Genomic DNA, 24,076 nt, shown 5'->3' with positions numbered 1-24,076 from the left:
CTGCCTCATCCCAGTACCCAGCTCACCAGCAACCAGAGGCTGCCGACCAGGGCGGCGATAAGCAGCAGCCCCATCAGGATGAACAGAAGGGGCGAGCCGCCGGCAAAGTCCCGCTGGCGGTTGCGCTGGGATTGCACGCCAAACAGGGCCGCCAGGGTGCTGGTGAGGGTATGCCATAGGGAGAGTCGTTGGTTCATGAGGGCCTCCTGATGGTTATCAGCCTAGCCAGCTTTGGCCGCTTCCTCCCCTGCATTCCCCGTCTCTGGTCTGCCCGGCAGGTTCGCTCCCGCGTCTTCGGGCGGGGAGAGGCGGTGATCGGCCTCGTTTCCTGGCCCGCTTTGGGGTAAAATTGCGCCGCTTTTCGCCTAGCTGCCAATGGATGACGTGATGAAAGACTTTCTGATAGCCCCCTCGATCCTCTCCGCCGACTTCGCCCGCCTGGGTGACGATGTTGCCAAGGTGCTGGCCGCCGGGGCCGACGTGGTGCATTTCGATGTGATGGACAACCACTATGTGCCCAACCTGACCATAGGCCCCATGGTCTGTCAGGCGCTGCGCGACTTCGGCATCGAGGCGATGATAGACGTGCACCTCATGGTCAAGCCGGTGGATCGCATCGTGCCCGATTTCGCCAAGGCGGGTGCCAACCTCATCACCTTCCACCCGGAAGCCTCCGATCACGTGGATCGTACCCTGGGTCTCATCAAGGAGCAGGGTTGCCAGGCCGGTCTGGTGCTCAACCCGGCCACCCCGCTCACCTGCCTCGAGTACGTGATGGACAAGCTGGACGTGATCCTGCTGATGTCGGTCAACCCGGGCTTTGGTGGTCAGAGCTTCATCCCCGGCACCCTCGACAAGCTGCGTCAGGTGCGTCGCCTGATCGACGAGAGCGGCCGTGACATTCGCCTCGAAATCGACGGCGGCGTCAAGGTGGACAACATCCGCGAGATCGCCAAGGCCGGTGCCGACATGTTCGTGGCGGGCTCTGCCATCTTCAGCCAGCCGGACTACAAGGCGGTGATCGACCAGATGCGGGCGGAGCTGGCCCATGTCCGTTGAACGTCCCTTCGATCTGGTGCTGTTCGATCTGGACGGCACCCTGATTGACAGCGCCGCCCAGTTGGCACTGGCGGTCAATCGCACCCTCGCCGACCTGGGACTGGCCGAGGTCGATGAGGCCGTGGTGCGTACCTGGGTCGGCAATGGCGCCGACAAGCTTATCAGCCGCGCCCTGGCGTATCGCGACGGCGACGAGCTGTTTGAGCGGGCGCGTCCCCTGTTTGATCGCCACTACCAGGCCTGCCTGCTGGAAGGGCTGGCCATGTATGAGGGGGTGGAGCAGAGCCTGCGTCGCCTGCAACGCCTGGGTTACCAGCAGGCGGTGGTGACCAACAAGCCCAGCCACTTCGTGGCGCCCATTCTCGATGCCCTCGGCATCGGCGACTGCTTCGCGCTCTGGCTCGGGGGCAACTGCCTGCCCGAGAAGAAACCCAGGCCAGAGCCGCTGCTGCACGCTTGCCACGAACTGGGGGTAAAGCCCTCCCGCACCCTGATGGTGGGCGACTCCGAGAATGATGTGCTGGCCGCCCAGGCCGCCAGCATGAAGGTGGTGGGTCTCACTTACGGTTACAACTATGGCCGCCCCATCGCCGACTCCAACCCTGACTGGGTGTGCGAGCGCTTCTGTGAACTCGACGCCCTGCTGGCCGAATAAGAACAAGGACTCCTCTCCATGGCTAAACCAATCGTACTGAGCGGCGCCCAGCCCTCCGGCCAACTCACCATAGGCAACTACATGGGCGCCCTGCGCCAATGGGTCAAGATGCAGGATGACTTCGATTGCCTGTACTGCATCGTCGACCTGCACGCCATCACCACCCGCCAGGATCCGGCGGCCCTGCGCAAGGCGTGTCTCGATGCCGCCGCCCTCTATCTGGCGGTGGGGGTCGATCCGGCCAAGAGCACCGTCTTCATCCAGTCCCACGTGCCCCAGCACGCCGAGCTCGGCTGGATCCTCAACTGCTACACCCAGATGGGCGAGCTGTCGCGCATGACCCAGTTCAAGGACAAGTCGGCGCGCTTTGAGAACAACGTCAACGTCGGCCTGTTTGGTTACCCCGTGCTGATGGCGGCGGATATCCTGCTCTACCAAGCCAATCAGGTACCGGTCGGCAACGATCAGAAGCAGCACCTGGAGCTGACCCGCGACATCTGCACCCGCTTCAACAACCTGCACGGGGAGGTGTTCACCCTGCCGGAGCCCTTCATTCCCGAAGAGGGTGCCCGGGTGATGAGCCTGCAGGATCCCACCAAGAAGATGTCCAAGTCCGACGACAACGAGGCGAACTTCATCGGCCTGCTGGAAGATCCCAAGCAGATCGTCAAGAAGATCAAGCGTGCCGTCACCGACTCCGACGATCCCGCCGTGGTGCGTTTCGATCCGGTGAACAAGCCCGGGGTGTCCAACCTGCTGACCCTGATGTCCGGTGTGACCGGTCGCACCATTCCTGAGCTGGAACAGCACTTCGAAGGCAAGATGTATGGTCATCTGAAGACGGAGACCGCCGAGGCCGTGGTCGCCCTGCTCGAGCCGCTGCAGGCCCGCTTCCACGCGCTGCGTCAGGATGAGTCCCACCTGAAGGCCATTCTCGCCGCCGGCGCAGAAAAGGCCAGGGAAAGGGCTGAAAAAACCCTGGCCAGCGTATATGATGTGGTCGGCTTCGTTCCAAGAGCCTGATATATCGGATTGTGGTGACACCGTAGGAAGCCGGGTATCGACCTGGCTTTCTTTGTTTTGCCCGCCGCTATGAGCGATCTCCGGATCCTGATTTGAGTGGACCTTGAGTCCCAAGAGTGAACATGTTGACCGAAGAAAAAACCGCCATTGAAGAGTTGGGTGACAAGGGCCACTGGCTGCGCAAGTTCCGCAAGGCCAAGAACCTCAATACCCTGCAACTGATGGTCTCCAACGCCATCGACCGGCACCATGCCACCCCCGCCATCGTCGCCGCCATCTACCTCGCCGAGTGCCAACGGGAGCGGGAGATGGAACAGGGCCGCTACCTGGACCGCTAAGCTTCCCGCTGCCCATGCTGTTACTGATCGACAACTACGACTCCTTTACCTGGAACCTGGTGCAGTATTTCGGCTCCCTGGGACAGGAGGTCGTGGTCAAGCGCAACGATGAACTGACCCTGGCCGACATCGAGGCCATGGCCCCCGATCACCTGGTGATCTCCCCCGGCCCCTGCACCCCCAATGAGGCAGGCATCTCGCTGGTCGCTATCGCCCATTTCGCCGGCCGGATCCCCATCCTCGGGGTCTGCCTCGGCCACCAGTCCCTGGCCCAGGCGTTTGGCGCCGAGGTGGTGCGTGCCCGCCGAGTGATGCATGGCAAGACCTCCCTGATCCGCCATGGGGGGGAGGGGCTCTTTGCCGGATTGCAGGATCCGCTGCGGGTGACCCGCTACCACTCCCTGGTGGTCCGGCGCGACACCCTGCCTGATTGCCTGGCGGTGACCGCCTGGAGCGAGCACGCCGATGGTTCGTTCGACGAGATCATGGGGCTGCGCCACAGGACGCTGGCGGTGGAAGGGGTGCAGTTTCATCCCGAGAGCATACTGAGCGAGCAGGGCCACGAGCTGTTGGCCAACTTCCTGTCCCGGCGCTGAGCCCTATTTTCTGCTCCGTTTCTCCCTTTAGCCGGATAATCCACCGAGTGGAGCGGCCGGCGCTCTGCTCCCGTTCGGACGAGGCCGCCCCTGGGCGCAACGGTCGAAATGGTCATGGAGAAAGGGCTTCATTCGACTAGGTTTTTTGGCTCTCTGTCCCCGGGATCCCGGGGGGATTTCACCCCATTTCGGCCGAAAGTCGTGATCTGACTCTCGTTTTTCATATGTCGCCGAAAAAATTTTCCCTGACACTTTATTCACCCCGCTTCCTGCCCAAATTATCTCTTGCCAACACCCTCTGAGCCGTTATGCAATGGGGCTGCCTAAAATCTCATGAGCAATCGAACATTGTTCCTCGTAGGTCGTCAGGTTACAGACTTTTTACTTTTTTTCTGTGATAATCCCGTCACGTTTACACGGATTTAACTTTTAGGCGGTGGATTATTCTGTCGCCATCTGGAAGGAGAGCAAGTATGTCAGAGTTGTTGGCAGTGACACGTGAAGTGTTTGATGAAGTCATGGTTCCCAACTATGCGCCCGCCAAGATCATCCCGGTGCGTGGTGAAGGGTCACGTGTCTGGGATCAGGAAGGGCGCGAGTATGTGGATTTCGCCGGCGGTATCGCGGTCAATGGCCTGGGCCATTGCCATCCCAAGCTGGTCGAGGCTCTGAAAACCCAGGGCGAGAAGTTGTGGCACCTCTCCAACGTGATGACCAACGAGCCGGCCCTGCGCCTGGCCAAGAAGCTGGTCGCCGCCACCTTCGCCGAGAAGGTCTATTTCTGCAACTCCGGCGCCGAGGCGAACGAAGCGGCCCTCAAGCTGGCTCGCCGCTATGCCATCGACAAGTTCGGTGAGCACAAGACCCAGATCATCGCCTTCCATCAGGGCTTCCATGGCCGCACCTTCTTCACCGTCAGCGTCGGCGGCCAGGCGGCCTACTCCGACGGTTTCGGTCCCAAGCCGGCCGACATCACCCATGTCACCTACAACGATCTGGCCGAGCTGGCCGCCGTCATCTCCGACAATACCTGCGCCGTGGTGATGGAGCCGCTGCAAGGGGAGGGTGGCATCATTCGTCCCACCGACGAGTTTGCCAAAGGGGTGCGCGAGCTGTGCGACAAGCACAATGCCCTGCTGGTCTATGACGAGGTGCAATCCGGGGTCGGCCGTACCGGCGAGCTGTTTGCCTACATGGGCCTGGGGGTCACCCCGGATATCCTCACCAGCGCCAAGGCGCTCGGCGGCGGCTTCCCCATCGGTGCCATGCTGACCACCACGGAGATCGCGGCTCACCTGAAAGTGGGGACTCACGGCTCCACCTACGGCGGCAACCCGCTGGCCTGCGCCGTGGCCGAGGCCGTGCTGGATGTGGTCAATACCCCGGAAGTGCTCAGCGGCATCAAGCAGCGCGAAGCCCTGTTCCGTGCCGGGCTCGACGCCATCAACGCCAAGTACCACTGCTTCAGCGAAGTCCGTGGCCAGGGCCTGCTGCTGGGCGCCGTGCTCAACGATGACTTCAAAGGCCGCTCCCGTGACTTCCTGCTGGCCTCCATCGATCAGGGGCTGATGGCCCTGGTGGCCGGTACCAATGTGGTGCGTTTTGCTCCCTCCCTGGTGATCCCGGAAGCGGACATCAAGGAAGGGCTGGCTCGCTTCGAGCTGGCCGTGGCTCAGGTCGTTAACGCCTGATCCCGAATTGAGGTGGGGGCCACTCCCGGCAGGAGCCGGGACCCCACCTGTCGTCAATGAAAGGGAGTTGTCATCTATGTTGTTAATTCGTCCCATCGAACAGAAAGATTTTGCCGGACTCAAGACCTGTGCCATCGAATCCGGTACCGGCATGACCTCCTTGCCGGTCAATGATGAGCTGCTGCAGCGCAAGATCGATGCCTCCACCCAGACCTTTTCGGACAAACCCGCGGGAAAGGGCGACTGCCTCTATTTCTTCGTGGCCGAGGATCTGGAAAGCGGGGACATGGTCGGCACCTGTGCCATCGACGCGGCCGTGGGCCTGTCCCAGCCGTTTTACAACTATCACATCGGCAAGGTCGTCCACTCTTCCCCCAAGCTCGGCATCTACAACGTGGTCGAGACGCTGACCCTGTCCAACGACTACACCGGCAATTCCGAGCTCTGTACCCTGTTTTTGCGCGAATGTGCCCGCGAGGGGCTCAATGGCCGACTGCTCTCCAAGCACCGCTTCCTGTTCATGGCCGAGCACCCGGAGCTGTTTGACAAGACCGTCTTCGCCGAGATGCGCGGCGTCTCCGATGCCAATGGCCACAGCCCGTTTTACGAGTGGCTGCAAAAGCACTTCTTCTCGATGGATTTTCCCACCGTCGACTATCTCACCGGGATCGGCAAGAAGCGCTTCATCGCCGAGTTGATGCCCAAGTACCCCATCTACGTCAATCTGCTCAGCAATGAGGCGCGGGCCGTCATCGGCAAGACCCATGAGAAGACTCGCCCCGCCATCAAGATGCTGCAGGACGAAGGCTTCGTGAACCGCGGTTATGTGGATATCTTCGATGCCGGCCCCACCGTCGAATGCGACGTGAACAACATCCGCACCATACGCCGCAGCAAGCGCCTGACCGTGGTGGTAGGAGAGCCTCTGGGGGGCCGCACCTATCTGCTGTGCAACACCCGCTTCGAACAGTATCGGGCCTGCCTTGGCAATATCCGGGTCGATCTGGACAAGCAGGAGGCCATAGTGCCGCCCAAGATGGCCGCCGCCCTCAAGGTGGAGAATGGCGATCTGGTGCGGGTCGTGGATCTGGACTGACAAGGGGGAGGGGATGCCCCTTCCCGCGAACATGACGACTGGGCGGCCGCAGGCTCGGACGCCAGGCAACGCAAGCAACAAGGATATGCAATGAGCGAATTAGTACAGCTGATTAATGGCCACTGGCTGGCGGGCGAGGGCAAGGGATTCGAGTCACGGGATCCGGCCAAGAACGAAGTGATCTGGCAGGGGCAGGCGGCGAGCCAGGCCCAGGTGGATGCCGCCGTCAAGGCGGCCCGCGCCGCCTTCTACCATTGGTCCGATCTGGCCCTCGAGGATCGTCTGGCCATAGTGCGCCGCTACGCCGACCTGCTTGGGGAACACAAGGAAGCCCTGGCGCTCACCATCGCCCGGGAAACCGGCAAGCCGCTGTGGGAGACCCGCACCGAGGTCGCCGCCATGCAGGGCAAGATCGCCATCTCCATCCGGGCCCATGACGAGCGCACCGGCACGGTGGAAAACCCCATGCCGGGTGCCAAGGCCTTCGTGCGCCACAAGCCCCATGGCGTGGTGGCCGTGTTCGGCCCCTACAACTTCCCGGGCCACCTGCCCAACGGCCACATAGTGCCCGCTATCATCGCCGGCAATACCGTGGTGTTCAAACCCTCCGAGCTGACCCCCATGGTGGCCGAGGCCATGCTCAAGGTGTGGCAGGAAGCGGGCCTGCCCGCCGGCGTCATCAACCTGGTGCAGGGGGAGGTGGAGACCGGCAAGGCCCTGGCGGGCAATCCGGACATCGACGGTCTCTTTTTCACCGGCTCGTCCCGTACCGGCCACTTCCTGCACCAGCAGTTCGCCGGCCAGCCGGGCAAGATCCTGGCCCTGGAGATGGGTGGCAACAACCCGCTCATCGTAAAAGACGTGAGCGACATCGACGGCGCGGTGCACGCGATAGTGCAATCCGCCTTTATCACCTCCGGTCAGCGCTGCACCTGCTCCCGTCGTCTGTTCGTGGAGCGCGGCGAGCGCGGCGATGCCCTGGTCAAGCGACTGGTGGAGGTGGTCGGCCAGATCAAGGTCGGCCTCTATGACGCCGCCGATCAGCCCTTTATGGGGGCCATGATCAGCGAGAAGGCGGCGCTCGGCATGGTCGAGGCCCAGGCCAACCTGCAGCGCCTCGGTGGCGAGAGTCTGCTCAGCCTCAAGCATCTGGAAGCGGGCACCGGTTTCGTCTCCCCGGGCATCATCGACGTGACGGCAGTCGCGGCCCTGCCAGATGAAGAGTACTTCGGTCCGCTGCTGCAGCTCATTCGCTACGACGACTTCGATGCCGCCATCGAGAAGGCGAATGCCACCAGCTTCGGCCTCTCCGCCGGCCTGCTGGGCGACAACGAGGCGGACTGGCAGCACTTCTTCAAGCGGATCCGTGCCGGCATCGTCAACTGGAACAAGCCCATCACCGGCGCCTCCAGCGCCGCGCCCTTCGGCGGCATCGGCGCCTCCGGCAACCACAGGGCGAGCGCCTACTACGCTGCCGACTACTGTGCGTATCCAGTGGCCTCCGTCGAAGACAGCAAGGCCGCCATGCCGGAGCAGCTCTCCCCCGGTCTGACCTTCTAATCGAGACTGAGGTGATTGATGCAGCAGGAGAGGGCCAACGCCGCCGCAGGCTGCATCATCTCCCCGGTCGCCTCGGTCAAAGAGCGCAAGGCCGCCATGGCGGAGCTGCCCTCCGCTGATCCGCATGGCTGATAACAACAACGAAAAGGGCACCAGACGGGTGCCCTTGTCTGTACCCGCGAGCAAAGGAAAGAGAGATGCAAAAGGATATCGAAACCCTGTTCGGTCATCTGTGGGATAACTACATTCAAGTCACCCCGAGTGCCCTCAAGGTCCACCAACTGCTGGGGGGCGGTGAGCCCATCGTCAACGACCACGTGGCATTTCGCACCTTCAACCTGCCCCAGGTGGGCCTTGAGACGCTGGCCGCCCACTTCCGTGCCCTGGGCTACGAGGAGAAGGACGAGTATGTGTTCAAGGCGAAGAAGCTCTACGCGAAGCACTTCGAGCATGCCGATCCGGACGCGCCCAAGGTGTTCATCAGCGAGTTGAAGGTGGAGGAGCTCTCGGATGCTGCCCAGGCCATCATCCACAAGCTGGTTGCCCAGGTGCCGACCCACCTGACCGATACCAGCGCCTTCCTCTATGCGGGCGCGCCCTGGCAGGTTTCCGGCAGCGATTACCAGACCCTGCTCGCCGAGAGCGAGTATGCGGCCTGGATGGCGGCCTGGGGTTATCGTGCCAACCATTTCACCGTCAGCATCAACCGCCTGGCCGGCTATGACACCATACAGTCGGTCAATGAGGCCCTGAAGGCGGCTGGCTTCGTGCTCAATACTGCCGGCGGCGAGGTGAAGGGGGATCCCCAGGTGATGCTGGAGCAATCCTCCACCATGGCGGACAAGGCAAATGTGCCCTTCAGCGATGGCGTGGCGCAGATCCCGAGCTGCTTCTACGAGTTTGCCCTGCGCTATCCCCAGGCTGACGGCAGCCTCTACCCGGGTTTTGTCGAGGCCTCCGCCGACAAGATCTTCGAATCCACCAACGCCATGTAAGGGGTGTTGGTGGCAGGCAGGCACCGCATGGGGCCTGCCTGCTGTTTTTACGTTGTACCAACACTCCTTTTACCCCGCCTTGACCCTCATCCCCTGGATTCTTCGCTAGCATGAATCGCCCGATCTGCCGGGTCATCACAGCCCTTCGCGGCGGATGTCACACATTGCACGGAGTCATGCCATGAAGATTGTTTTGCCCCTGTTGTTATCCCTCGTTGCCTGCACCGCCATGGCGGCCGATCAGGACAGTCGCACCCCGCCCAAGCCTCCTCGCGAGATGTCGGCCGAGATGAAGGCGGCCTTGGACAGCTGCAGGGAGAGTGGCAAACCGGGGGATAGCGCGTTTGAGAGCTGCATGGCCGAGCAGGGTTTTGCACTGCCGGAGAGACCAATCCAAGGCAGGGAGGATCGGGAAGAAGAGGAGGATGTGACGGCAGACTAGGGTAGCCCAACTCCCATTCGGGGTGGGACATCGTATTGCGGCCAGAGTAGCGTGGCACTCCGGCACCTCTGCGCCCCACCATGTCCCCCCTCATCTTCATGCCGGGCCAGCCATGGAGCAGCCTAGACACCTGGCCTGGCTGCCATGGCGATGTGCACCACCCCCTGATCGGGGCGCTGCCCTGCTGTCCTGCTGTCCTGTTGCCCATCCCCGACCCAGAGACTGGCTGTGGTATGCCGGCCCCATCTCATCGCCTTTCCCCTCGACCCTGTGCAGGCGCCGCCATCCTGGCACAGTGACCGTCGGTACGTTATTGCCTCCCCTGAGCCGTGACGCTGCCTGCGGCGTCGAGGACGCTTTATTGATATGTCACAAGACGCTGATGCCGTGACTGTGTTCTGATAGAGTCCACTGTTATCCGGGACTGCGAGAAGGGGAGGAGAGGGCGTTGAATGGTGAGTTGATCTGGGTACTCTGCCTGCTGCTGGGGGCCATCTACCTGTTTGTCAGCAACCGGGTGCGCATGGATGTGACGGCGCTGCTGGTGCTTATCCTGTTCGTGCTGAGTGGCACCCTGACCCTGACCGAGGCGCTGGCCGGTTTCAGTGATCCCAGCGTCATCCTGATCGCCGCCCTGTTCGTGGTGGGGGAGGGGCTGGTGCGCACCGGCATCGCCTATCAGGTGGGCGATGCCCTGGTGAAGGTGGCGGGCAACAGCGAGATCCGCTTGCTGGTGTTGCTGATGGTGGCGGTGGCCGGGCTCGGCGCCGTGATGAGCTCGACCGGGGTGGTGGCGATCTTCATCCCTGTGGTACTCAGCGTCGCTAACCGCATGGGGATCCCGGCGGGACGGCTCATGATGCCGCTCGGCTTCGCCGGCCTCATCAGCGGCATGATGACCCTGGTGGCAACGCCTCCCAACATGGTGGTCAACAGCGAGCTGGTGCGCCATGGCATCCCGGGCTTTGGCTTCTTCAGCTTCAGCCCCATGGGCCTGCTCATTCTGTTGCTCGGCATCGCTTACATGCTGCTGGTGCGCGGCTCCCTGGCCAGGGACGTCCAACCGGGACGCAGCAAGGGGAGCAGGCGCAGCACGCTGCGGGATCTCATCCGCGATTATCGCCTGACCGGGCGGGCGCGGCGACTGGCGATCCGGCCGGGGTCGCCCCTGATAGGCCATACCCTGGATGCCTTGCAACTGCGGGCCCGCTACGGCGCCAACATCATAGGGGTGGAGCGCTGGCGCAAGTTTCGGCGGGTCATGGTGAGCGTTTCCGGGATCTCGGAGTTTCAGGCGCGGGACGTGCTGCTCATCGACATGGCGGATCCCGAGGTGGATATCCGAACGTTCTGCAGCGAGGCCATGCTCGAGCCCATGATACTGCGGGGCGATTACTTCTCGGATCAGGCGCGGGAGGTGGGGCTGGCCGAGGTGTCGCTCATCCCCGAATCCAGCCTGCTCGGCAAGAGCCTGCGGGAGACGGCGTTTCGCAATCAGTATGGCTTGAGCGTGGTGGGAATCAGGCGCAATGGCGAAGCCCTGGCCGGGCGCCTGGTGGACGAGCCGCTGCAGCTGGGAGACAGGTTGCTGCTGGCGGGCAACTGGAGCCTCATCCGTCAGCTGCACAGCCATCACCGCGATTTCCTGCTGCTGGGTCTGCCGGCCGAGGTGGACGAGATGGCCCCGGCGCGCAGCCAGGCGGCCTATGCGCTGCTCTCGTTGGGGATCATGGTGCTGCTGATGGTGACGGATCCCGTGCCCAATGTGGTGGCGGCACTGATCGCCTGCCTGCTGATGGGCCAGTTTCGCTGTATCGATCTCGAGAGCGCCTACAAGTCCATTCACTGGCCGACCCTGATCCTCATCGTCGGCATGCTGCCCTTCGCCCTGGCCCTGCAAAAGACCGGCGGGGTGGACCTGATTGTCGGGGGCCTGATGGCCCTGGTCGGGGAGATGGGGCCGCGGGTGATGCTGGCCAGCCTGTTCGCCCTGACGGCCCTGACCGGTCTGTTCATCTCCAACACGGCCACCGCCGTCTTGATGGCGCCCATCGCCATCGGTGCCGCCCAGCAGATGGGCGTCTCGCCCTATCCCTTCGCCATGACCATTGCCATCGCGGCCTCGGCGGCCTTCATGACCCCCGTCTCCTCGCCGGTCAATACCCTGGTGCTGGGGCCCGGCGAGTACGGCTTCATCGACTTCGTGCGTATCGGCGTGCCCTTCACCCTGCTGGTGATGGTGGTGAGCGTGTTGACCATTCCCTGGCTGTTCCCGTTCTGACCCCTGAGATGAGAGACGAGCGGCCCCTGGGCCGCTTTTTCATGGCCAATGGTGATGGGTTGGCCGGGGGAGGCGGGGAAAAACGGACACAAAAAAACCAGCCTGAGCTGGTCTGTTTGGTACTGCGATTGATGGTGCGGAAGGAGAGACTCGAACTCTCACGCCTAGGGCGCCAGAACCTAAATCTGGTGCGTCTACCAATTTCGCCACTTCCGCAAAACAATATGGTGGCTATGACGGGATTCGAACCTGTGACCCTCGCATTATGAGTGCGATGCTCTAACCAACTGAGCTACATAGCCTTGGATGTCTAAACAAACAGGGCCAGCGGCCCTGTTCGTGTGTCATCGACATCTTCATGTCAACGACGGGTAAAAATGGCTGTGGTACTAGAATGCGGACCTAGGTACGTTGACGAGAGCAAAACCTCTCACGCTTACCACACTGCCTTACGTCACCGGTCAAGCCGATGATAAAAATAATGGCTGGGGTACTAGGATTCGAACCTAGGGATGGCGAGATCAAAACCCGCTGCCTTACCGCTTGGCGATACCCCAACAGAACAATAATGGTGGCTATGACGGGATTCGAACCTGTGACCCTCGCATTATGAGTGCGATGCTCTAACCAACTGAGCTACATAGCCGTCTTGTATGCGATATGGTCGTGTACAAGGAAAAACAGCTGCGGCATCAGGATTCGAACCTAGGCACGTTGACGAGAGCAATATCTCTCACGTTTGCCACAGCGAGTCACCAACAGCGTCGATGACGGGAAATAATGGCTGGGCTACTAGGAATTGAACCTAGGCACGTTGACGAGAGCAGAAGCTCTCACGCTTGCCACAGCGAGTCACCAACAGCGTCGATGACGGAAAATAATGGCTGGGGTACTAGGATTCGAACCTAGGGATGGCGAGATCAAAACCCGCTGCCTTACCGCTTGGCGATACCCCAACAGTGCTCCTCAACGATCATCAGACCGGCAAGGAACTTTATAAAATGGCTGGGGCACTAGGATTCGAACCTAGGTATGGCGAGATCAAAACCCGCTGCCTTACCGCTTGGCGATGCCCCAACAGCGCTTCTCAACAGTCGTTGGACTGGCAAGTCGCTTTCAAAAATGGCTGTGGTACTAGGATTGGGACCTAGGCACATTGACGAGATAAAAACCTCTCAACATTTCCACAACTGGTTACCGACAAATGAGCGTCGATAACTAAGAATAATGGCTGGGGTACTAGGATTCGAACCTAGGAATGGCGAGATCAAAACCCGCTGCCTTACCGCTTGGCGATACCCCAACTGCAAGATGAATGGTGGCTATGACGGGATTCGAACCTGTGACCCTCGCATTATGAGTGCGATGCTCTAACCAACTGAGCTACATAGCCAACCTTGCGTCCAGTGCCTCGTTGCCTCGTCACTGTGCGGCCCGAATTATGCGTATCTGGCTTTGGGGCGTCAACCCTTTTTTTGTGAGAAAAACCGAATTTGGGTGCGTTTGGCCAGATATTGCGCTCTGTCGCGCAAAAGCCCAACAATCTGACTTTTTTAAGCTCAGGGAGCCTTGAGCGAACCGCTGCTCCCCCTTAAAAAACAGGCCAGCAAATGCTGGCCTGTCATGGGGTTAGACGTTGAACAGGAAGTTCATGATATCGCCATCCTTGACGATATAGTCCTTGCCTTCTGCGCGCATCTTGCCCGCTTCCTTCGCGCCTTGCTCACCCTTGTAGGTGATAAAGTCGTCAAACGCTATGGTTTGCGCGCGAATAAAGCCTTTTTCGAAGTCGGTGTGGATCTTGCCAGCCGCCTGTGGCGCCGTGGCACCGACCGGGATGGTCCAGGCCCGCACTTCCTTCACCCCGGCGGTGAAATAGGTCTGCAGACTCAGCAGCTCGTAGCCGGAGCGGATCACCCGGTTCAGGCCCGGCTCCTCTATGCCCAGATCCGCCATGAACTCGGCGCGATCGGCGTCATCCAGCTCGGCGATGTCCGCCTCGATGGCGCAGCAGACCACGACCACCACGGCATTCTCGGCGGCGGCGATCTCGCGCACCTTGTCGAGGAAGGGGTTGTTGTCAAAGCCGTCTTCCGCCACGTTGGCGATATACATGGTGGGTTTGAGGGTCAGGAAGTTGAGGTGGGCAACGGCGGCCAGCTCCTCCTTGGAGAGGTCCAGACCACGGATCATCTTGCCATCTTCCAGAGCGGCTTTAATCTTTTCAAGCGTCTCCACTTCCAGCTTGGCATCCTTGTCACCGCCCTTGGCGCGCTTGGACTGGCGATGGATGGCGCGCTCGCAGGCATCCAGATCCGACAGGGCCAGCTCGGTGTTGATCACCTCGATGTCATCGGCCGGGGAGACCTTGCCGGCGACGTGGACGATGTTCTCGTCTTCGAAGCAGCGCACCACGTGGCCGATGGCCTCGGTCTCGCGGATGTTGGCCAGGAACTGGTTGCCCAGACCCTCACCCTTGGAGGCGCCTGCCACCAGGCCGGCGATGTCCACGAACTCCATGGTGGTCGGCACCACGCGCTGGGGGTTGATGATGGCCGCCAGCTGATCGAGGCGGGGATCCGGCATGGGGACCACACCCGTGTTGGGCTCAATGGTGCAGAACGGGAAGTTGGCGGCTTCGATGCCGGCCTTGGTCAGCGCATTGAACAGGGTGGATTTGCCTACATTGGGCAGGCCCACGATACCGCATTTAAAACCCATGGATAGTTACCTTAACTTGGTGGATGCTGTGAGGCCGCCCGGGCGACCCGTGTCATGCTTTCTCGGCCTGGCGCCACTTCGTGGTGCCCGACCTTGGTCATATCTTGCTCGTGATGGCCCATCCGGCGTGCCGGATCAGGCTTTCTCGGCCTTGAAGCTGTGCAGGCGGTTCATGGCCTTGGTCATGTCTTGCTTGAACAGGATGTCGGTGGCGCGCAGGGCTTCGTCCAGCGCGGCATCGATCAGGCTCTGTTCGCTGCTGGGCGCCTTGGTCAGCACGAAGCCGGCGACCAGCTCCTTGGCACCGGGGTGGCCAATGCCGAGCCGCAACCGGAAGAACTCCTTGTTGTTGCCCATCTTGGCGATGATGTCCTTGAGGCCGTTGTGGCCGCCATGGCCGCCACCCTGCTTGAACTTGGCGATGCCGGGGGGCAGATCCAGCTCATCGTGGGCCACCAGCATCTCTTGTGGCTCTATCTGGTAGAAGCGGGCCAGTGCGGCCACCGCCTTGCCGGAGAGATTCATGTAGGTGTTCGGAATGAGCAGGCGAACGTCCTGCCCCTCCACCAGGATACGGGCGGTGTGGCCATAAAACTTGGGCTCTTCACGCAGGCTGACATTGTGCCAGCGGGCCAGCTGCTCGACATACCAGGCACCCGCATTGTGGCGGGTCTTGGCATACTCGGCGCCGGGGTTGCCCAGCCCGACGATCAGTTTGATTTGAGTTGTCACGCTTGATGTCTTCACTCGCTACTTGCCATGAGCGGATGGCCCGGGGCAATGGGACGCAATATTCTAGCCGCCGAGTGGCGATCACTCAACCAATGCCGTCCCGCCGTGCCCACAGCCCCGGAAAAGAGAAAAACCGCCACGGGGGCGGTTTTTCTGATCTGGCCTGCCAGCAAGCTGGCGAGCCGGCATCAATGCTCGAACATGGCAGAGATGGACTCTTCGTTGCTGATGCGGCGGATAGCCTCGGCCAGCACGGTAGAGAGGGTCAGCTGCTTGACCTTGCCAACGGCCTTCATCTCCGGGGTGAGCGGGATGGAGTCGGTGATGATCAGCTCGTCGATGACGGAGTTCTTGATGTTCTCGACGGCGGTGCCGGAGAAGACCGGGTGGGTCGCGTAGGCAAACACCCGCTTGGCGCCGCGCTCTTTCAGCGCTTCGGCGGCCTTGCACAGGGTGCCGCCGGTATCGATCATGTCGTCGACTATGATGCAGTCGCGGTCGGCGACGTCACCGATCAGGTGCATGACCTGGGAGACGTTCGGACGGGGACGACGCTTGTCGATGATGGCGATGTCGGTGTCATCCAGCAGCTTGGCGATGGCGCGGGCACGGACCACGCCGCCGATGTCCGGGGAGACGACCACGGGGGATTCGAGGTTTTTGGACTTCATGTCTTCCAGCAGCACCGGGCTGCCGAACACGTTGTCGACCGGGACATCGAAGAAGCCCTGGATCTGTTCGGCATGCAGGTCAACGGTCAGCACGCGATCCACACCCACGCTGGAGAGGAAGTCTGCGACGACCTTGGCGGTGATGGGCACACGGGCGGAGCGGACGCGACGGTCCTGGCGGGCATAGCCAAAGTAGGGAATGACAGCAGTGATACGGCCAGCTGAAGCACGACGCAGGGCATCCACCATCACGATCAATTCCATCAAATTGTCGTTGGTCGGGGCACAGGTGGATTGAATGATGAAGATATCGCCACCACGTACATTCTCATTGATCTGTACGCTGATTTCGCCGTCGCTAAAGCGACCTACGGCAGCATTGCCGAGTTTGATAAACAGGCGATCTGCGATCTTCTGGGCTAGTTCCGGCGTTGCGTTACCAGCAAACAGCTTCATGTCAGGCACGGTTTGAAACCTCGGGGTTGCATCCAGTATGTGGGTGAGTCCGTTATCGGACCCATAATCGTTCGCTAGCAAACGATTTAGCAAGCTGACGGGGCAGGGGCCAGGGACCCGGACCGGCAGGCCAACCGAGTGAACGATGCACAGACCTTATAGCAGAGGAGAGGGGGTCGAAGCCATGACGGGAGTCTGCCTTCGGTTACACTTCCCGTACTGCAATGATGGCTGGGGTACTAGGATTCGAACCTAGGAATGGCGAGATCAAAACCCGCTGCCTTACCGCTTGGCGATACCCCAATCATTGAGCCTGTTGCAATGTCACGAAGAGTGGTGATATGTTCTCGCCCTTGGCGACAAACCCTCCCCACGCTTTCGGTACCTTGGCCAACACCTTTCGAGCACTCACTTCGTCTTCAAACTGAGCAAAGACGCAGGCTCCTGTGCCCGTCATTCTTGACGGCGCGTATTCTAGCAACCAGCCGAGCGCATTGGCAACCTCGGGGTGGCGCTTTTTCACCAGGGGCTCGCAATCGTTTTTCCATTCTCCAGCCAGCAACCCCTGCAATGTCAATTTAGGGGTATTTCTGGGCAGTTCGGGATCCTGAAACACGGCCGCCGTGCTGACATGGCACTCCGGCTTGATCACCAGATACCAGTGCTGCGGCAGAGTGACCGGCTGCAACTGCTCTCCCACGCCTTCGGCAAAGGCGGCGCGACCGCGCACGAACACCGGCACATCGGCCCCCAGACTGACACCTAGCTCGGCCAGCTCATCCTGGGTGAGCCCCGCCTGCCAGAGGTGATTCAAGGCCACCAGGGTGGTGGCGGCGTCAGATGAACCCCCTCCGATGCCGCCCCCCATGGGCAGGATCTTCTCCAGCCGGATATGGGCTCCCTGGGGGCGCGGCAATCTGGCTTGCAGCAGGCGGGCGGCGCGGATGATGAGATTCTGCTCATCGGGTACCCCAGGGATGGCCGGGCTCAGGGTGAGCTGGTCCGTGTCCGGCAGGGGCTCGAATTCGAGCCAGTCGCCCTGGTCGAGGAAGATGAACAGGGTCTGCAACTCGTGATAGCCGTCGGGGCGGCGGCCGTTGATGTGCAGGAAGAGATTGAGTTTGGCCGGGGCGGGCCAGCGCAGCTGGGTCATGGTTGCAGGGCCCACTCGTTGATCTGCAGTTTGAGGCGGCTCTGGGGCCCCGTCATGGTGAGCAGGTGGGGCAGGCGGTAGCCGTCCTGATCCCGGTACTCCTGGTAGCTTATCTGCCACTGGCCATCGCGCACGCTCGCCAGGCTGTTGTCGGGGTTGAGGCGGTAGTCCGCCTTGCCGGGCAGCCCTTTTATCCAGTCCGGCAGGCCGGCGATGGGCAGGTGCCAGCCGGTGAGCTGGAAGATGAGCGCCTCGGCATCCTGGCTGTGGTGCTGGCGCCCCTCGTTGTCAGTCAGGCTGATCCGGCCCTGGCTGCGGGAGAGCTCCAGTATGCTGGTGCCGATGAGGCTGGTGAGGTTGAGGCGATAATCCTCGCCATCTTGCTGCCAGTTGAGGCGGGCGCTGCCCCTCTGCTGGGCGCTGATGATGGCCATCTTGCCCGACAGCTGCCAGTGGTCGAGTCGCTCGAGGCGGGCGCGCTCCTGCTGCCAATCCACTTGCTGGCGCTGGGGGGAGGTGGTGGTGCAACCGGCGAGCAGCAGCAGGCCGAGCAGGGGCAAAAGTCGCAAGAACAAGGTTGGGCTCCCAACATGGTGATTTGGCACAGTATACGGGGCGGCCGTATTGCTTTTAAAGCCTTACCCTTTCTCGTACAATTGGCGGCCTTATACACCCTGTGCCCAAGAAACGATCAGCGCCCACTCATGAGTCTGCTTGCCCTCGGAATCAACCACAACACCGCCAGTGTCGCCTTGCGGGAACGGGTCGCCTTTGGCCCCGATTGCATCGACCACGCCTTGCGGGAGTTGGCTGCGCAGCCCGGGGTGCACGAGGCGGTGATCGTCTCCACCTGCAACCGCACCGAGCTCTATTGCGCCCTGGAGCAGGGCCATGACGATCAGGTCACCCAGTGGCTGCAGCGCTACCACGGCCTGGATGCCAGCGAGGTGCAGGGCGCCCTCTATCGCCATCACGACGAGGAGGCGGTGCGCCACCTGATGCGGGTCGCCTGCGGCCTCGACTCCCTGGTGCTGGGGGAGCCGCAGATCCTGGGGCAGATCAAGCAGTCCTACGCCCATGCCCAGCAGGCCGAGGTGCTCAAGGGCTCGCTGGAGCGTCTGTTCCAGAAGTCCTTCTCGGTGGCGAAAAGAGTGCGCACCGACACCGAGATCGGCGCCAGCGCCGTGTCGGTGGCCTTCGCCGCGGTCAGCCTGGCCCGGCGCATCTTCTCGGATCTCTCCCAGACCAAGGTGCTGCTGGTGGGCGCCGGCGAGACCATAGAACTGGTGGCCCGCCATCTGCGCGAGCAGAACGTGCGCCAGATGATGGTGGCCAACCGCACCCTGCAACGGGCCCATGCCCTGGCCGAGGAGTTTGGCGCCCAGGTGATGACGCTCGAAGAGATCCCCGATTACCTGCACGAGGCGGACATCGTCATCAGCTCCACCGCCAGCCCCTTGCCCATCATCGGCAAGGGCATGGTGGAGCGGGCGCTGAAGGCGCGCCGTTTCAGGCCCATGTTTCTGGTGGACATAGCGGTGCCGCGGGACATCGAGGCCGAGGTGGACGATCTCTCCGATGCCTACCTCTACACGGTGGATGATCTGCAGGGGATCATCGAACAGAACCTGGAGACTCGCAAACGGGCGGCCGCCGAGGCCGAGCTCATCGTGCAGGAAGAGCGGGACGACTTCATGGGCTGGTACCGCTCGCTCCATGCGGTCGACCTCATTCGCGATTACCGTGCCCAGGCCCAGCAGTATGCCGAAGAGGAGCTGGCTCGCACCCTGCAAGCCCTGGCACAGGGCGAGTCCCCGGAGGCGGCCGCCCGCGCTTTGAGCCACAGGCTCACCAACAAGCTGATCCATGCCCCGACCCAGGCCCTGCGCCAGGCCGGCGCCAGTGGCGATCGGGAGCAGCTGGGTCAGCTGCGCCAGATCCTTGGCCTGTCCGCCGAATAACCTTGTCCGGGCCCGCCGCGGCCCCGTCACCATTGAGATACCGGAAACCATGAACCCGTCACTGATCAGAAAGCTGGAAGGCCTCATCGAGCGCCATGAAGAAGTACAGGCCCTGCTCGGCGAACCCGGGGTCGCCTCGGATCAGGACAGATACCGTGCCCTGACCCGGGAATATGCCCAGTTGGAAGATATCGTTCACGCCTTCCAGCGCTTTCGCCAGGCCGAAGAGGATCTCGAGACCACCAGGCTGATGCTGGAGGAGGACGATGCCGAGCTGCGCGAGATGGCGCAGGAGGAGCTGCCCCTGGTCAAGGCCAGCCTGGAGGAGCAGGAGCAGGCGCTGCAGGTGATGCTGCTGCCCCGGGATCCTCGGGATGACAACAACTGCTACCTGGAGATCCGCGCCGGCGCCGGTGGCGACGAGGCGGCCATCTTCGCAGGGGATCTGTTTCGCATGTATTCCCGCTATGCCGAGCGCCAGGGCTGGCGCGTCTCCATCGTCAGCTGCAACGACGGCGAGCATGGCGGCTACAAGGAGGTGATCGCCAAGGTGGACGGCGAGCACGTCTACGGTCGCCTCAAGTTCGAGTCCGGCGGCCACCGGGTGCAGCGGGTGCCGGAGACCGAATCCCAGGGCCGGGTCCACACCTCCGCCTGCACCGTCGCCGTGCTGCCGGAAGTACCGGAAGCCGAGCAGATCGAGATCAATGCTTCGGACTTGAAGATAGATACCTTCCGCGCCTCCGGGGCCGGTGGTCAGCACGTCAACAAGACCGACTCCGCCATTCGTATCACCCACCTGCCCACCGGCCTGGTGGTGGAGTGCCAGGATGAGCGCTCCCAGCACAAGAACCGCGCCAAGGCGATGTCCGTGCTCTCCGCCCGCCTGCAGGCGGCCGAGGACGAGCGCCACCGCGCCGCCGAGCAGAGCACCCGTCGCAACCTGGTGGGCTCGGGGGATCGCTCCGAGCGCATCCGTACCTACAACTATCCCCAGGGCCGCCTCTCCGAGCACCGCATCAACCTCACCCTCTATCGCCTCGGTGAAATCCTCGAAGGGGATCTGGATTGCGTCATCACCCCCCTGGTGCAGGAGTATCAGGCGGATCAGCTCGCCTCCCTGGCGGATAACGGCTGATGAGCACAGTGCCGATGCAAGGAGGCTCGCTGGCGGCGTTCGCCATGGCGAGCGGACGGGAGCGCCACTGATGCAGATCCAGCAGGCCCGCGCCCACATCATGGCGACCCTGGCCTCCGGGGAATCCCCCCGCGCCGATGCCGATGCCCTGCTCTGTCATCTGCTGGGGTGTCGGCGCAGCTACCTGATGACCTGGCCCGAGCGCGAGCTCGATGCCGCCCAGCAGGCCACTCTGCAAGCCTGGCTTGATCGCCGTCTCGCTGGCGAGCCCATCGCCCATCTCATCGGCGAGCGGGAGTTCTGGTCCCTGCCGTTGAAAGTGAGCCCGGCCACCCTGATCCCGCGTCCGGACACCGAACTGCTGGTGGAGCAGGCGCTGGCACGCCTGCCGGCCGGCCCCTGTGCCCTGCTGGATCTGGGCACCGGCACCGGCGCCATCGCGCTGGCGCTCAAGTCCGAGCGCCCCGATGCCGATATCTGGGCGGTGGATCGGATGCCGGACGCCGCCGCTCTGGCCCGCGCCAACAGCGCCGCCCTGGGGCTACCCATCGAGGTGCGCGAGGGGAGCTGGTTTGCGCCCCTGTCTGATGCGCCGCCCTTTGCGATGATCGTCTCCAATCCCCCCTACATCGACGGGGAGGATCAGCATCTGGCCCAGGGGGATGTGCGTTTCGAGCCACGCTCGGCCCTGGTGGCCGACGAGCAGGGGCTGGCTGACCTGCGCCAGATAGTGGCGCAGGCCCCCGACCATCTGCTGCCGGGGGGCTGGCTCTTGCTGGAACACGGCTGGGAGCAGGGGGAGGCGGTACGTCGCCTGCTGCTAGACCAGGGTTATCAGCAGGTTGCGACAGTGCGTGACTACGGGGACAACGAGCGGGTGACCCTGGGATGCCGGCCCGGCGTGGCGGCTGAGCCCGATCCCGCGCCATTTAAAGGATAGGGGTTCTCTTTTACCCTTTACCCCATTCGCGGTGAGCGGGCCAACCGGCCGGCGCGCCGCAACGAGTCAATTGAGGTTTTGTGATGTATTTTGCCATCAAGCATCTGCACCTGCTGCTGATCGCCGCCGCCGTGCTGATGTTTATCCTGCGTTTTTACTGGCAGCAGACCGGATCTCCTCTGGCGCGCAGCCCGCGCACCCTGCAAGTGAGCGGCTGGTGCAACGGCCTGGTGGTGATCAGCGGAGTGCTATTGTGCATGGTGCTGGATCTCAACCCCCTCAACAACGCCGTGCCCTGGCTCAGCGAGAAGCTGGTGGCCATCCTGGTGGTGGCCTTCCTGGGGCTGATGGCCCTGCGCCTGGCCCGGGGCAATCTGATCCGCTGGTTCGCCTTCCTGGGCTCCCTGGGCTGGCTCTATTTCGTGGTCAAGCTGGCCCTGTTCAAACATGCCAGCCTGTTTGCGTGAGGAGTGAGGATGTCAGCAAGCCATCGGCGCCGTGCGGCCGGTTTTACCTTGAATGTCTGTGGCGGCCTGCTTCGCCCGGGGGAGTCTGATGTTTCGCATCGATGAGTGGACCGATTTCGAGGCTCAGGATCTGGCGCTGCTGGCCCTGAGTGTCAGCGAGGATATCTATCAGCGCGACACCGAAGAGGCCCTGCGGGAACTGGAGTTGCTGGATGAGTGGCTTAACGACTCCATCCATGAGGGCACGGCGGACGAGGTGCGCAGCCAGCTGCTCCAGGGGTTCTACCAGGGCCTGGGCTTTCACGGCGACTGGCAGGATTTCTTCTCCTCCACCAACAGCGATCTGGCCGCCGTCCTGACGGGGCGCCAGGGGATCCCGGTCAGCCTCGGCATACTGCTGATCCAGCTCGGGCGGCGCATCGGCCTCGACGTGGAGGGGATCTGCTTCCCCGGCTACTTCCTGGTGAGCTTCGCCGGCGACGAGGGGGAGGTCTATGTCGATCCCTTCAACGGCGAGGTGCTGAGCCTGGCCCGCATCGAGTCGCTGCTGCGGGGCGCCCTCGGCAACCTGGCGACCCTGAGCCAGGATGACCTGCAGCCCTCGGGCCAGTGGGAGATCATCGAGCGGCTGCTCAACGTCAACAAGGCGGCCCTGCTGCGGGAGAACCGCATGACGGAGGCGCTGCGCGCCAGCGAACTGCTGCTGCGCATGAAACCGGGGGATCCCCAGGAGACGCGGGATCGGGGCTTCATCTACGAGCAGCTGGATTGCCCGCGCTTTGCCGCCGACGACTTCGAATACTTCATTGAACAGTGCCCGGACGATCCGGTGGCCGACGTGCTCAAGATGCAGCTGGCCGCCCTGGATCTCAGCCCCAAGCCTCTTCATTGAGGCGGCCTGGGAAGTGCAACAGAAGAACATCAAGCCCCAAGCCTCTTCACCTAAGGATGCCTGGGCAGTGAAACAGAAGCATATCAAGCCCCGAGCCTCTTCACGTTAAGGGTGCCTGGGAAGTGAAACAGAAGCATATCGAGCCCCGAGCCTCACTTAAGGATGCCTGAGATGGAACAGAAGAATATCAAGATCAACCAGATCGATGTCGCCAATGACAAGCCCTTCGTGCTGTTTGGCGGCATGAACGTGCTGGAATCCCGCGACATGGCGATGGCGGTGTGCGAGAAGTACGTGGAAGTGACCAGCAAGCTCGGCATCCCCTTCGTGTTCAAGGCGAGCTGGGACAAGGCGAATCGCTCCTCCATCCACTCCTACCGCGGCCCGGGCCTGGAAGAGGGGATGAAGATCTTCGAGGAGCTTAAACGCACCTTCGGCATGCCGGTCATCTCCGATCTGCACGAAGTGCATCAGGCCAAGCCGGTGGCGGAGGTGGTGGACGTCATCCAGCTGCCCGCCTTCCTGGCGCGCCAGACCGATCTGGTGGAGGCCATGGCCCGCACCGGCAACGTCATCAACATCAAGAAGCCGCAGTTCCTCAGCCCAAGCCAGATGAAGAACATCACCGACAAGTTCGAGGAGTGCGGCAACGATCAATTGATCCTGTGCGAGCGCGGCGCCAACTTCGGCTACGACAACCTGGTGGTAGACATGCTGGGGCTGGGGGTGATGAAGAAGAGTACAGGCGGCTACCCCGTCATCTTCGACGTGACCCACTCATTGCAGTGCCGCGATCCCCTGGGGGCCGCCTCCGGTGGTCGCCGTGACCAGGTGACCGAGCTGGCCCGTGCCGGTATGGCGGTGGGCCTGGCGGGTCTGTTTATTGAGTCCCACCCAGATCCCAAGGTGGCCCGTTGCGACGGCCCGAGCGCCCTGCCCCTGGACAAGCTGGAAGGCTTCCTCAAGCAGATGAAGGCCATCGACGATCTCATCAAGGGCTTCGAGCCACTGGATACCTCCGCCTGATAGCGACGGTCGTCACGACAAACGAACAAGGCCTCGCGATGCGGGGCCTTGTCGTATCGGCGCCGGCATGACCCACAAAAAACGGCCCGTGCGGGCTAATGCCAGTCAGTTAAGGCTGACTGGCATTGTTTTTATTGGCTTTTTTCACACTGTACTTCTGTGGTCTTGGCTTCACGCAGCGGG

Annotated in this window: 22 protein-coding genes, 9 tRNA genes and 1 pseudogene; 17 read left to right on the top strand and 15 right to left on the bottom strand. The window is 62.2% G+C overall.

Annotated elements, in window-relative coordinates:
• Window positions 1-5 precede the first annotated feature (5 nt).
• A complete protein-coding gene (locus ACW5W4_RS14585) occupies window positions 6-197 on the bottom strand; it encodes a DUF2970 domain-containing protein (RefSeq protein WP_041993102.1) in 192 nt (63 codons plus the stop codon).
• 190 nt (window positions 198-387) lie between these two features.
• On the opposite strand from ACW5W4_RS14585, the gene rpe reads away from it, so the two are divergent.
• The 11 genes from rpe to ACW5W4_RS14530 all read left to right on the top strand — a co-directional run bounded on the left by rpe (window position 388) and on the right by ACW5W4_RS14530 (window position 11,736).
• The gene (rpe, locus tag ACW5W4_RS14580; RefSeq protein WP_456689853.1) at window positions 388-1,059 is read left to right on the top strand and encodes a ribulose-phosphate 3-epimerase; all 672 of its coding nucleotides are present in this window, start codon (window positions 388-390) and stop codon (window positions 1,057-1,059) included.
• Window positions 1,049-1,714, top strand: a complete 666-nt coding sequence (locus ACW5W4_RS14575) for a phosphoglycolate phosphatase (protein WP_456689852.1) — start codon at window positions 1,049-1,051, stop codon at window positions 1,712-1,714. The genes rpe and ACW5W4_RS14575 overlap by 11 nt, the downstream gene beginning before the upstream one ends.
• 18 nt (window positions 1,715-1,732) lie before the next feature.
• Window positions 1,733-2,737 carry a tryptophan--tRNA ligase gene (gene trpS / locus ACW5W4_RS14570; protein ID WP_408792639.1) on the top strand — a complete coding sequence of 335 codons (1,005 nt, stop codon included), beginning with the start codon at window positions 1,733-1,735 and terminating at the stop codon, window positions 2,735-2,737.
• A gap of 122 nt (window positions 2,738-2,859) precedes the next feature.
• Window positions 2,860-3,075: a hypothetical protein gene (locus ACW5W4_RS14565; protein WP_427263001.1), complete on the top strand. Its 216-nt coding sequence runs from the start codon at window positions 2,860-2,862 to the stop codon at window positions 3,073-3,075.
• Window positions 3,076-3,089: 14 nt separating this feature from the next.
• The gene (locus tag ACW5W4_RS14560) at window positions 3,090-3,671 is read left to right on the top strand and encodes an aminodeoxychorismate synthase component II (RefSeq protein ID WP_456689851.1); all 582 of its coding nucleotides are present in this window, start codon (window positions 3,090-3,092) and stop codon (window positions 3,669-3,671) included.
• Between the two features lie 473 nt (window positions 3,672-4,144).
• A complete protein-coding gene (locus ACW5W4_RS14555) occupies window positions 4,145-5,362 on the top strand; it encodes an aspartate aminotransferase family protein (RefSeq protein WP_456689850.1) in 1,218 nt (405 codons plus the stop codon).
• A 76-nt stretch (window positions 5,363-5,438) separates the two neighbouring features.
• Window positions 5,439-6,458, top strand: coding sequence for an arginine N-succinyltransferase (astA, locus tag ACW5W4_RS14550; protein WP_456689849.1), 1,020 nt, complete (start codon window positions 5,439-5,441; stop codon window positions 6,456-6,458).
• 90 nt (window positions 6,459-6,548) lie between these two features.
• Window positions 6,549-8,018, top strand: a complete 1,470-nt coding sequence (gene astD, locus ACW5W4_RS14545) for a succinylglutamate-semialdehyde dehydrogenase (protein WP_456689848.1) — start codon at window positions 6,549-6,551, stop codon at window positions 8,016-8,018.
• 197 nt (window positions 8,019-8,215) lie between these two features.
• Window positions 8,216-9,013 (top strand): DUF1338 domain-containing protein, encoded by a 798-nt coding sequence (locus tag ACW5W4_RS14540; RefSeq protein WP_427263518.1) that lies wholly within the window; start codon window positions 8,216-8,218, stop codon window positions 9,011-9,013.
• Between the two features lie 181 nt (window positions 9,014-9,194).
• A complete protein-coding gene (locus ACW5W4_RS14535) occupies window positions 9,195-9,455 on the top strand; it encodes a hypothetical protein (protein ID WP_456689847.1) in 261 nt (86 codons plus the stop codon).
• 448 nt (window positions 9,456-9,903) lie between these two features.
• Window positions 9,904-11,736 carry an SLC13 family permease gene (locus ACW5W4_RS14530; RefSeq protein ID WP_456689846.1) on the top strand — a complete coding sequence of 611 codons (1,833 nt, stop codon included), beginning with the start codon at window positions 9,904-9,906 and terminating at the stop codon, window positions 11,734-11,736.
• A 132-nt stretch (window positions 11,737-11,868) separates the two neighbouring features.
• On the opposite strand, the gene ACW5W4_RS14525 is transcribed toward ACW5W4_RS14530, so the two are convergent.
• From ACW5W4_RS14525 to lolB, 14 genes and pseudogenes are all read right to left on the bottom strand, one after another.
• Window positions 11,869-11,952: transfer RNA gene (locus ACW5W4_RS14525), tRNA-Leu, on the bottom strand.
• A 9-nt stretch (window positions 11,953-11,961) separates the two neighbouring features.
• Window positions 11,962-12,038, bottom strand: a tRNA-Met gene (locus tag ACW5W4_RS14520).
• A 180-nt stretch (window positions 12,039-12,218) separates the two neighbouring features.
• Window positions 12,219-12,293 (bottom strand) — tRNA-Gln (locus tag ACW5W4_RS14515).
• Window positions 12,294-12,305: 12 nt separating this feature from the next.
• Window positions 12,306-12,382, bottom strand: a tRNA-Met gene (locus ACW5W4_RS14510).
• Window positions 12,383-12,617: 235 nt separating this feature from the next.
• Window positions 12,618-12,692 (bottom strand) — tRNA-Gln (locus tag ACW5W4_RS14505).
• 46 nt (window positions 12,693-12,738) lie between these two features.
• A tRNA-Gln gene (locus ACW5W4_RS14500) sits at window positions 12,739-12,813 on the bottom strand.
• Window positions 12,814-12,964: 151 nt separating this feature from the next.
• Window positions 12,965-13,039: transfer RNA gene (locus ACW5W4_RS14495), tRNA-Gln, on the bottom strand.
• Between the two features lie 13 nt (window positions 13,040-13,052).
• Window positions 13,053-13,129 (bottom strand) — tRNA-Met (locus ACW5W4_RS14490).
• Between the two features lie 236 nt (window positions 13,130-13,365).
• The gene (ychF, locus tag ACW5W4_RS14485) at window positions 13,366-14,457 is read right to left on the bottom strand and encodes a redox-regulated ATPase YchF (RefSeq protein WP_456689845.1); all 1,092 of its coding nucleotides are present in this window, start codon (window positions 14,455-14,457) and stop codon (window positions 13,366-13,368) included.
• A gap of 135 nt (window positions 14,458-14,592) precedes the next feature.
• Window positions 14,593-15,189: an aminoacyl-tRNA hydrolase gene (pth, locus tag ACW5W4_RS14480; RefSeq protein ID WP_427262595.1), complete on the bottom strand. Its 597-nt coding sequence runs from the start codon at window positions 15,187-15,189 to the stop codon at window positions 14,593-14,595.
• 188 nt (window positions 15,190-15,377) lie between these two features.
• Window positions 15,378-16,325, bottom strand: a complete 948-nt coding sequence (locus ACW5W4_RS14475; protein WP_408792628.1) for a ribose-phosphate pyrophosphokinase — start codon at window positions 16,323-16,325, stop codon at window positions 15,378-15,380.
• A gap of 219 nt (window positions 16,326-16,544) precedes the next feature.
• A tRNA-Gln gene (locus tag ACW5W4_RS14470) sits at window positions 16,545-16,619 on the bottom strand.
• Window positions 16,599-17,469 (bottom strand): annotated as a pseudogene (gene ispE / locus ACW5W4_RS14465) (4-(cytidine 5'-diphospho)-2-C-methyl-D-erythritol kinase). Before ispE ends, ACW5W4_RS14470 begins: the two are co-directional and overlap by 21 nt.
• Window positions 17,466-18,044, bottom strand: coding sequence for a lipoprotein insertase outer membrane protein LolB (gene lolB / locus ACW5W4_RS14460; protein ID WP_456689844.1), 579 nt, complete (start codon window positions 18,042-18,044; stop codon window positions 17,466-17,468). Before lolB ends, ispE begins: the two are co-directional and overlap by 4 nt.
• Before the next feature lie 129 nt (window positions 18,045-18,173).
• Here lolB and hemA point away from each other — a divergent pair, with 129 nt between their 5' ends.
• The 6 genes from hemA to kdsA all read left to right on the top strand — a co-directional run bounded on the left by hemA (window position 18,174) and on the right by kdsA (window position 23,893).
• On the top strand, window positions 18,174-19,430 hold the full coding sequence (gene hemA, locus ACW5W4_RS14455) for a glutamyl-tRNA reductase (protein ID WP_456689843.1): 1,257 nt from the start codon (window positions 18,174-18,176) through the stop codon (window positions 19,428-19,430).
• Between the two features lie 49 nt (window positions 19,431-19,479).
• Window positions 19,480-20,568: a peptide chain release factor 1 gene (prfA, locus tag ACW5W4_RS14450; RefSeq protein WP_456689842.1), complete on the top strand. Its 1,089-nt coding sequence runs from the start codon at window positions 19,480-19,482 to the stop codon at window positions 20,566-20,568.
• Between the two features lie 70 nt (window positions 20,569-20,638).
• Window positions 20,639-21,508 (top strand): peptide chain release factor N(5)-glutamine methyltransferase, encoded by an 870-nt coding sequence (prmC, locus tag ACW5W4_RS14445; protein ID WP_427262600.1) that lies wholly within the window; start codon window positions 20,639-20,641, stop codon window positions 21,506-21,508.
• A gap of 83 nt (window positions 21,509-21,591) precedes the next feature.
• The gene (locus tag ACW5W4_RS14440) at window positions 21,592-21,975 is read left to right on the top strand and encodes a SirB2 family protein (RefSeq protein ID WP_408792618.1); all 384 of its coding nucleotides are present in this window, start codon (window positions 21,592-21,594) and stop codon (window positions 21,973-21,975) included.
• An 88-nt stretch (window positions 21,976-22,063) separates the two neighbouring features.
• Window positions 22,064-22,867 carry a SirB1 family protein gene (locus ACW5W4_RS14435; RefSeq protein ID WP_456689841.1) on the top strand — a complete coding sequence of 268 codons (804 nt, stop codon included), beginning with the start codon at window positions 22,064-22,066 and terminating at the stop codon, window positions 22,865-22,867.
• Window positions 22,868-23,038: 171 nt separating this feature from the next.
• A complete protein-coding gene (kdsA, locus tag ACW5W4_RS14430; RefSeq protein ID WP_427262602.1) occupies window positions 23,039-23,893 on the top strand; it encodes a 3-deoxy-8-phosphooctulonate synthase in 855 nt (284 codons plus the stop codon).
• The last annotated feature ends 183 nt before the right edge of the window (window positions 23,894-24,076 follow it).

The organism is Aeromonas crassostreae, assembly GCF_054052445.1.
The sequence above is the reverse complement of the archived record's forward strand: the minus strand, read 5'-3'. Positions and strand labels throughout refer to the sequence as shown.

What these genes read in the sequence shown, in the direction of transcription:
- ACW5W4_RS14585 (WP_041993102.1), bottom strand. Translation starts at nt 197, where the DNA reads ATGAACCAACGACTCTCCCTATGGCATACCCTCACCAGCACCCTGGCG.
- rpe (WP_456689853.1), top strand. Translation starts at nt 388, where the DNA reads ATGAAAGACTTTCTGATAGCCCCCTCGATCCTCTCCGCCGACTTCGCC.
- ACW5W4_RS14575 (WP_456689852.1), top strand. Translation starts at nt 1,049, where the DNA reads ATGTCCGTTGAACGTCCCTTCGATCTGGTGCTGTTCGATCTGGACGGC.
- trpS (WP_408792639.1), top strand. Translation starts at nt 1,733, where the DNA reads ATGGCTAAACCAATCGTACTGAGCGGCGCCCAGCCCTCCGGCCAACTC.
- ACW5W4_RS14565 (WP_427263001.1), top strand. Translation starts at nt 2,860, where the DNA reads ATGTTGACCGAAGAAAAAACCGCCATTGAAGAGTTGGGTGACAAGGGC.
- ACW5W4_RS14560 (WP_456689851.1), top strand. Translation starts at nt 3,090, where the DNA reads ATGCTGTTACTGATCGACAACTACGACTCCTTTACCTGGAACCTGGTG.
- ACW5W4_RS14555 (WP_456689850.1), top strand. Translation starts at nt 4,145, where the DNA reads ATGTCAGAGTTGTTGGCAGTGACACGTGAAGTGTTTGATGAAGTCATG.
- astA (WP_456689849.1), top strand. Translation starts at nt 5,439, where the DNA reads ATGTTGTTAATTCGTCCCATCGAACAGAAAGATTTTGCCGGACTCAAG.
- astD (WP_456689848.1), top strand. Translation starts at nt 6,549, where the DNA reads ATGAGCGAATTAGTACAGCTGATTAATGGCCACTGGCTGGCGGGCGAG.
- ACW5W4_RS14540 (WP_427263518.1), top strand. Translation starts at nt 8,216, where the DNA reads ATGCAAAAGGATATCGAAACCCTGTTCGGTCATCTGTGGGATAACTAC.
- ACW5W4_RS14535 (WP_456689847.1), top strand. Translation starts at nt 9,195, where the DNA reads ATGAAGATTGTTTTGCCCCTGTTGTTATCCCTCGTTGCCTGCACCGCC.
- ychF (WP_456689845.1), bottom strand. Translation starts at nt 14,457, where the DNA reads ATGGGTTTTAAATGCGGTATCGTGGGCCTGCCCAATGTAGGCAAATCC.
- hemA (WP_456689843.1), top strand. Translation starts at nt 18,174, where the DNA reads ATGAGTCTGCTTGCCCTCGGAATCAACCACAACACCGCCAGTGTCGCC.
- prfA (WP_456689842.1), top strand. Translation starts at nt 19,480, where the DNA reads ATGAACCCGTCACTGATCAGAAAGCTGGAAGGCCTCATCGAGCGCCAT.
- prmC (WP_427262600.1), top strand. Translation starts at nt 20,639, where the DNA reads ATGCAGATCCAGCAGGCCCGCGCCCACATCATGGCGACCCTGGCCTCC.
- ACW5W4_RS14440 (WP_408792618.1), top strand. Translation starts at nt 21,592, where the DNA reads ATGTATTTTGCCATCAAGCATCTGCACCTGCTGCTGATCGCCGCCGCC.
- ACW5W4_RS14435 (WP_456689841.1), top strand. Translation starts at nt 22,064, where the DNA reads ATGTTTCGCATCGATGAGTGGACCGATTTCGAGGCTCAGGATCTGGCG.
- kdsA (WP_427262602.1), top strand. Translation starts at nt 23,039, where the DNA reads ATGGAACAGAAGAATATCAAGATCAACCAGATCGATGTCGCCAATGAC.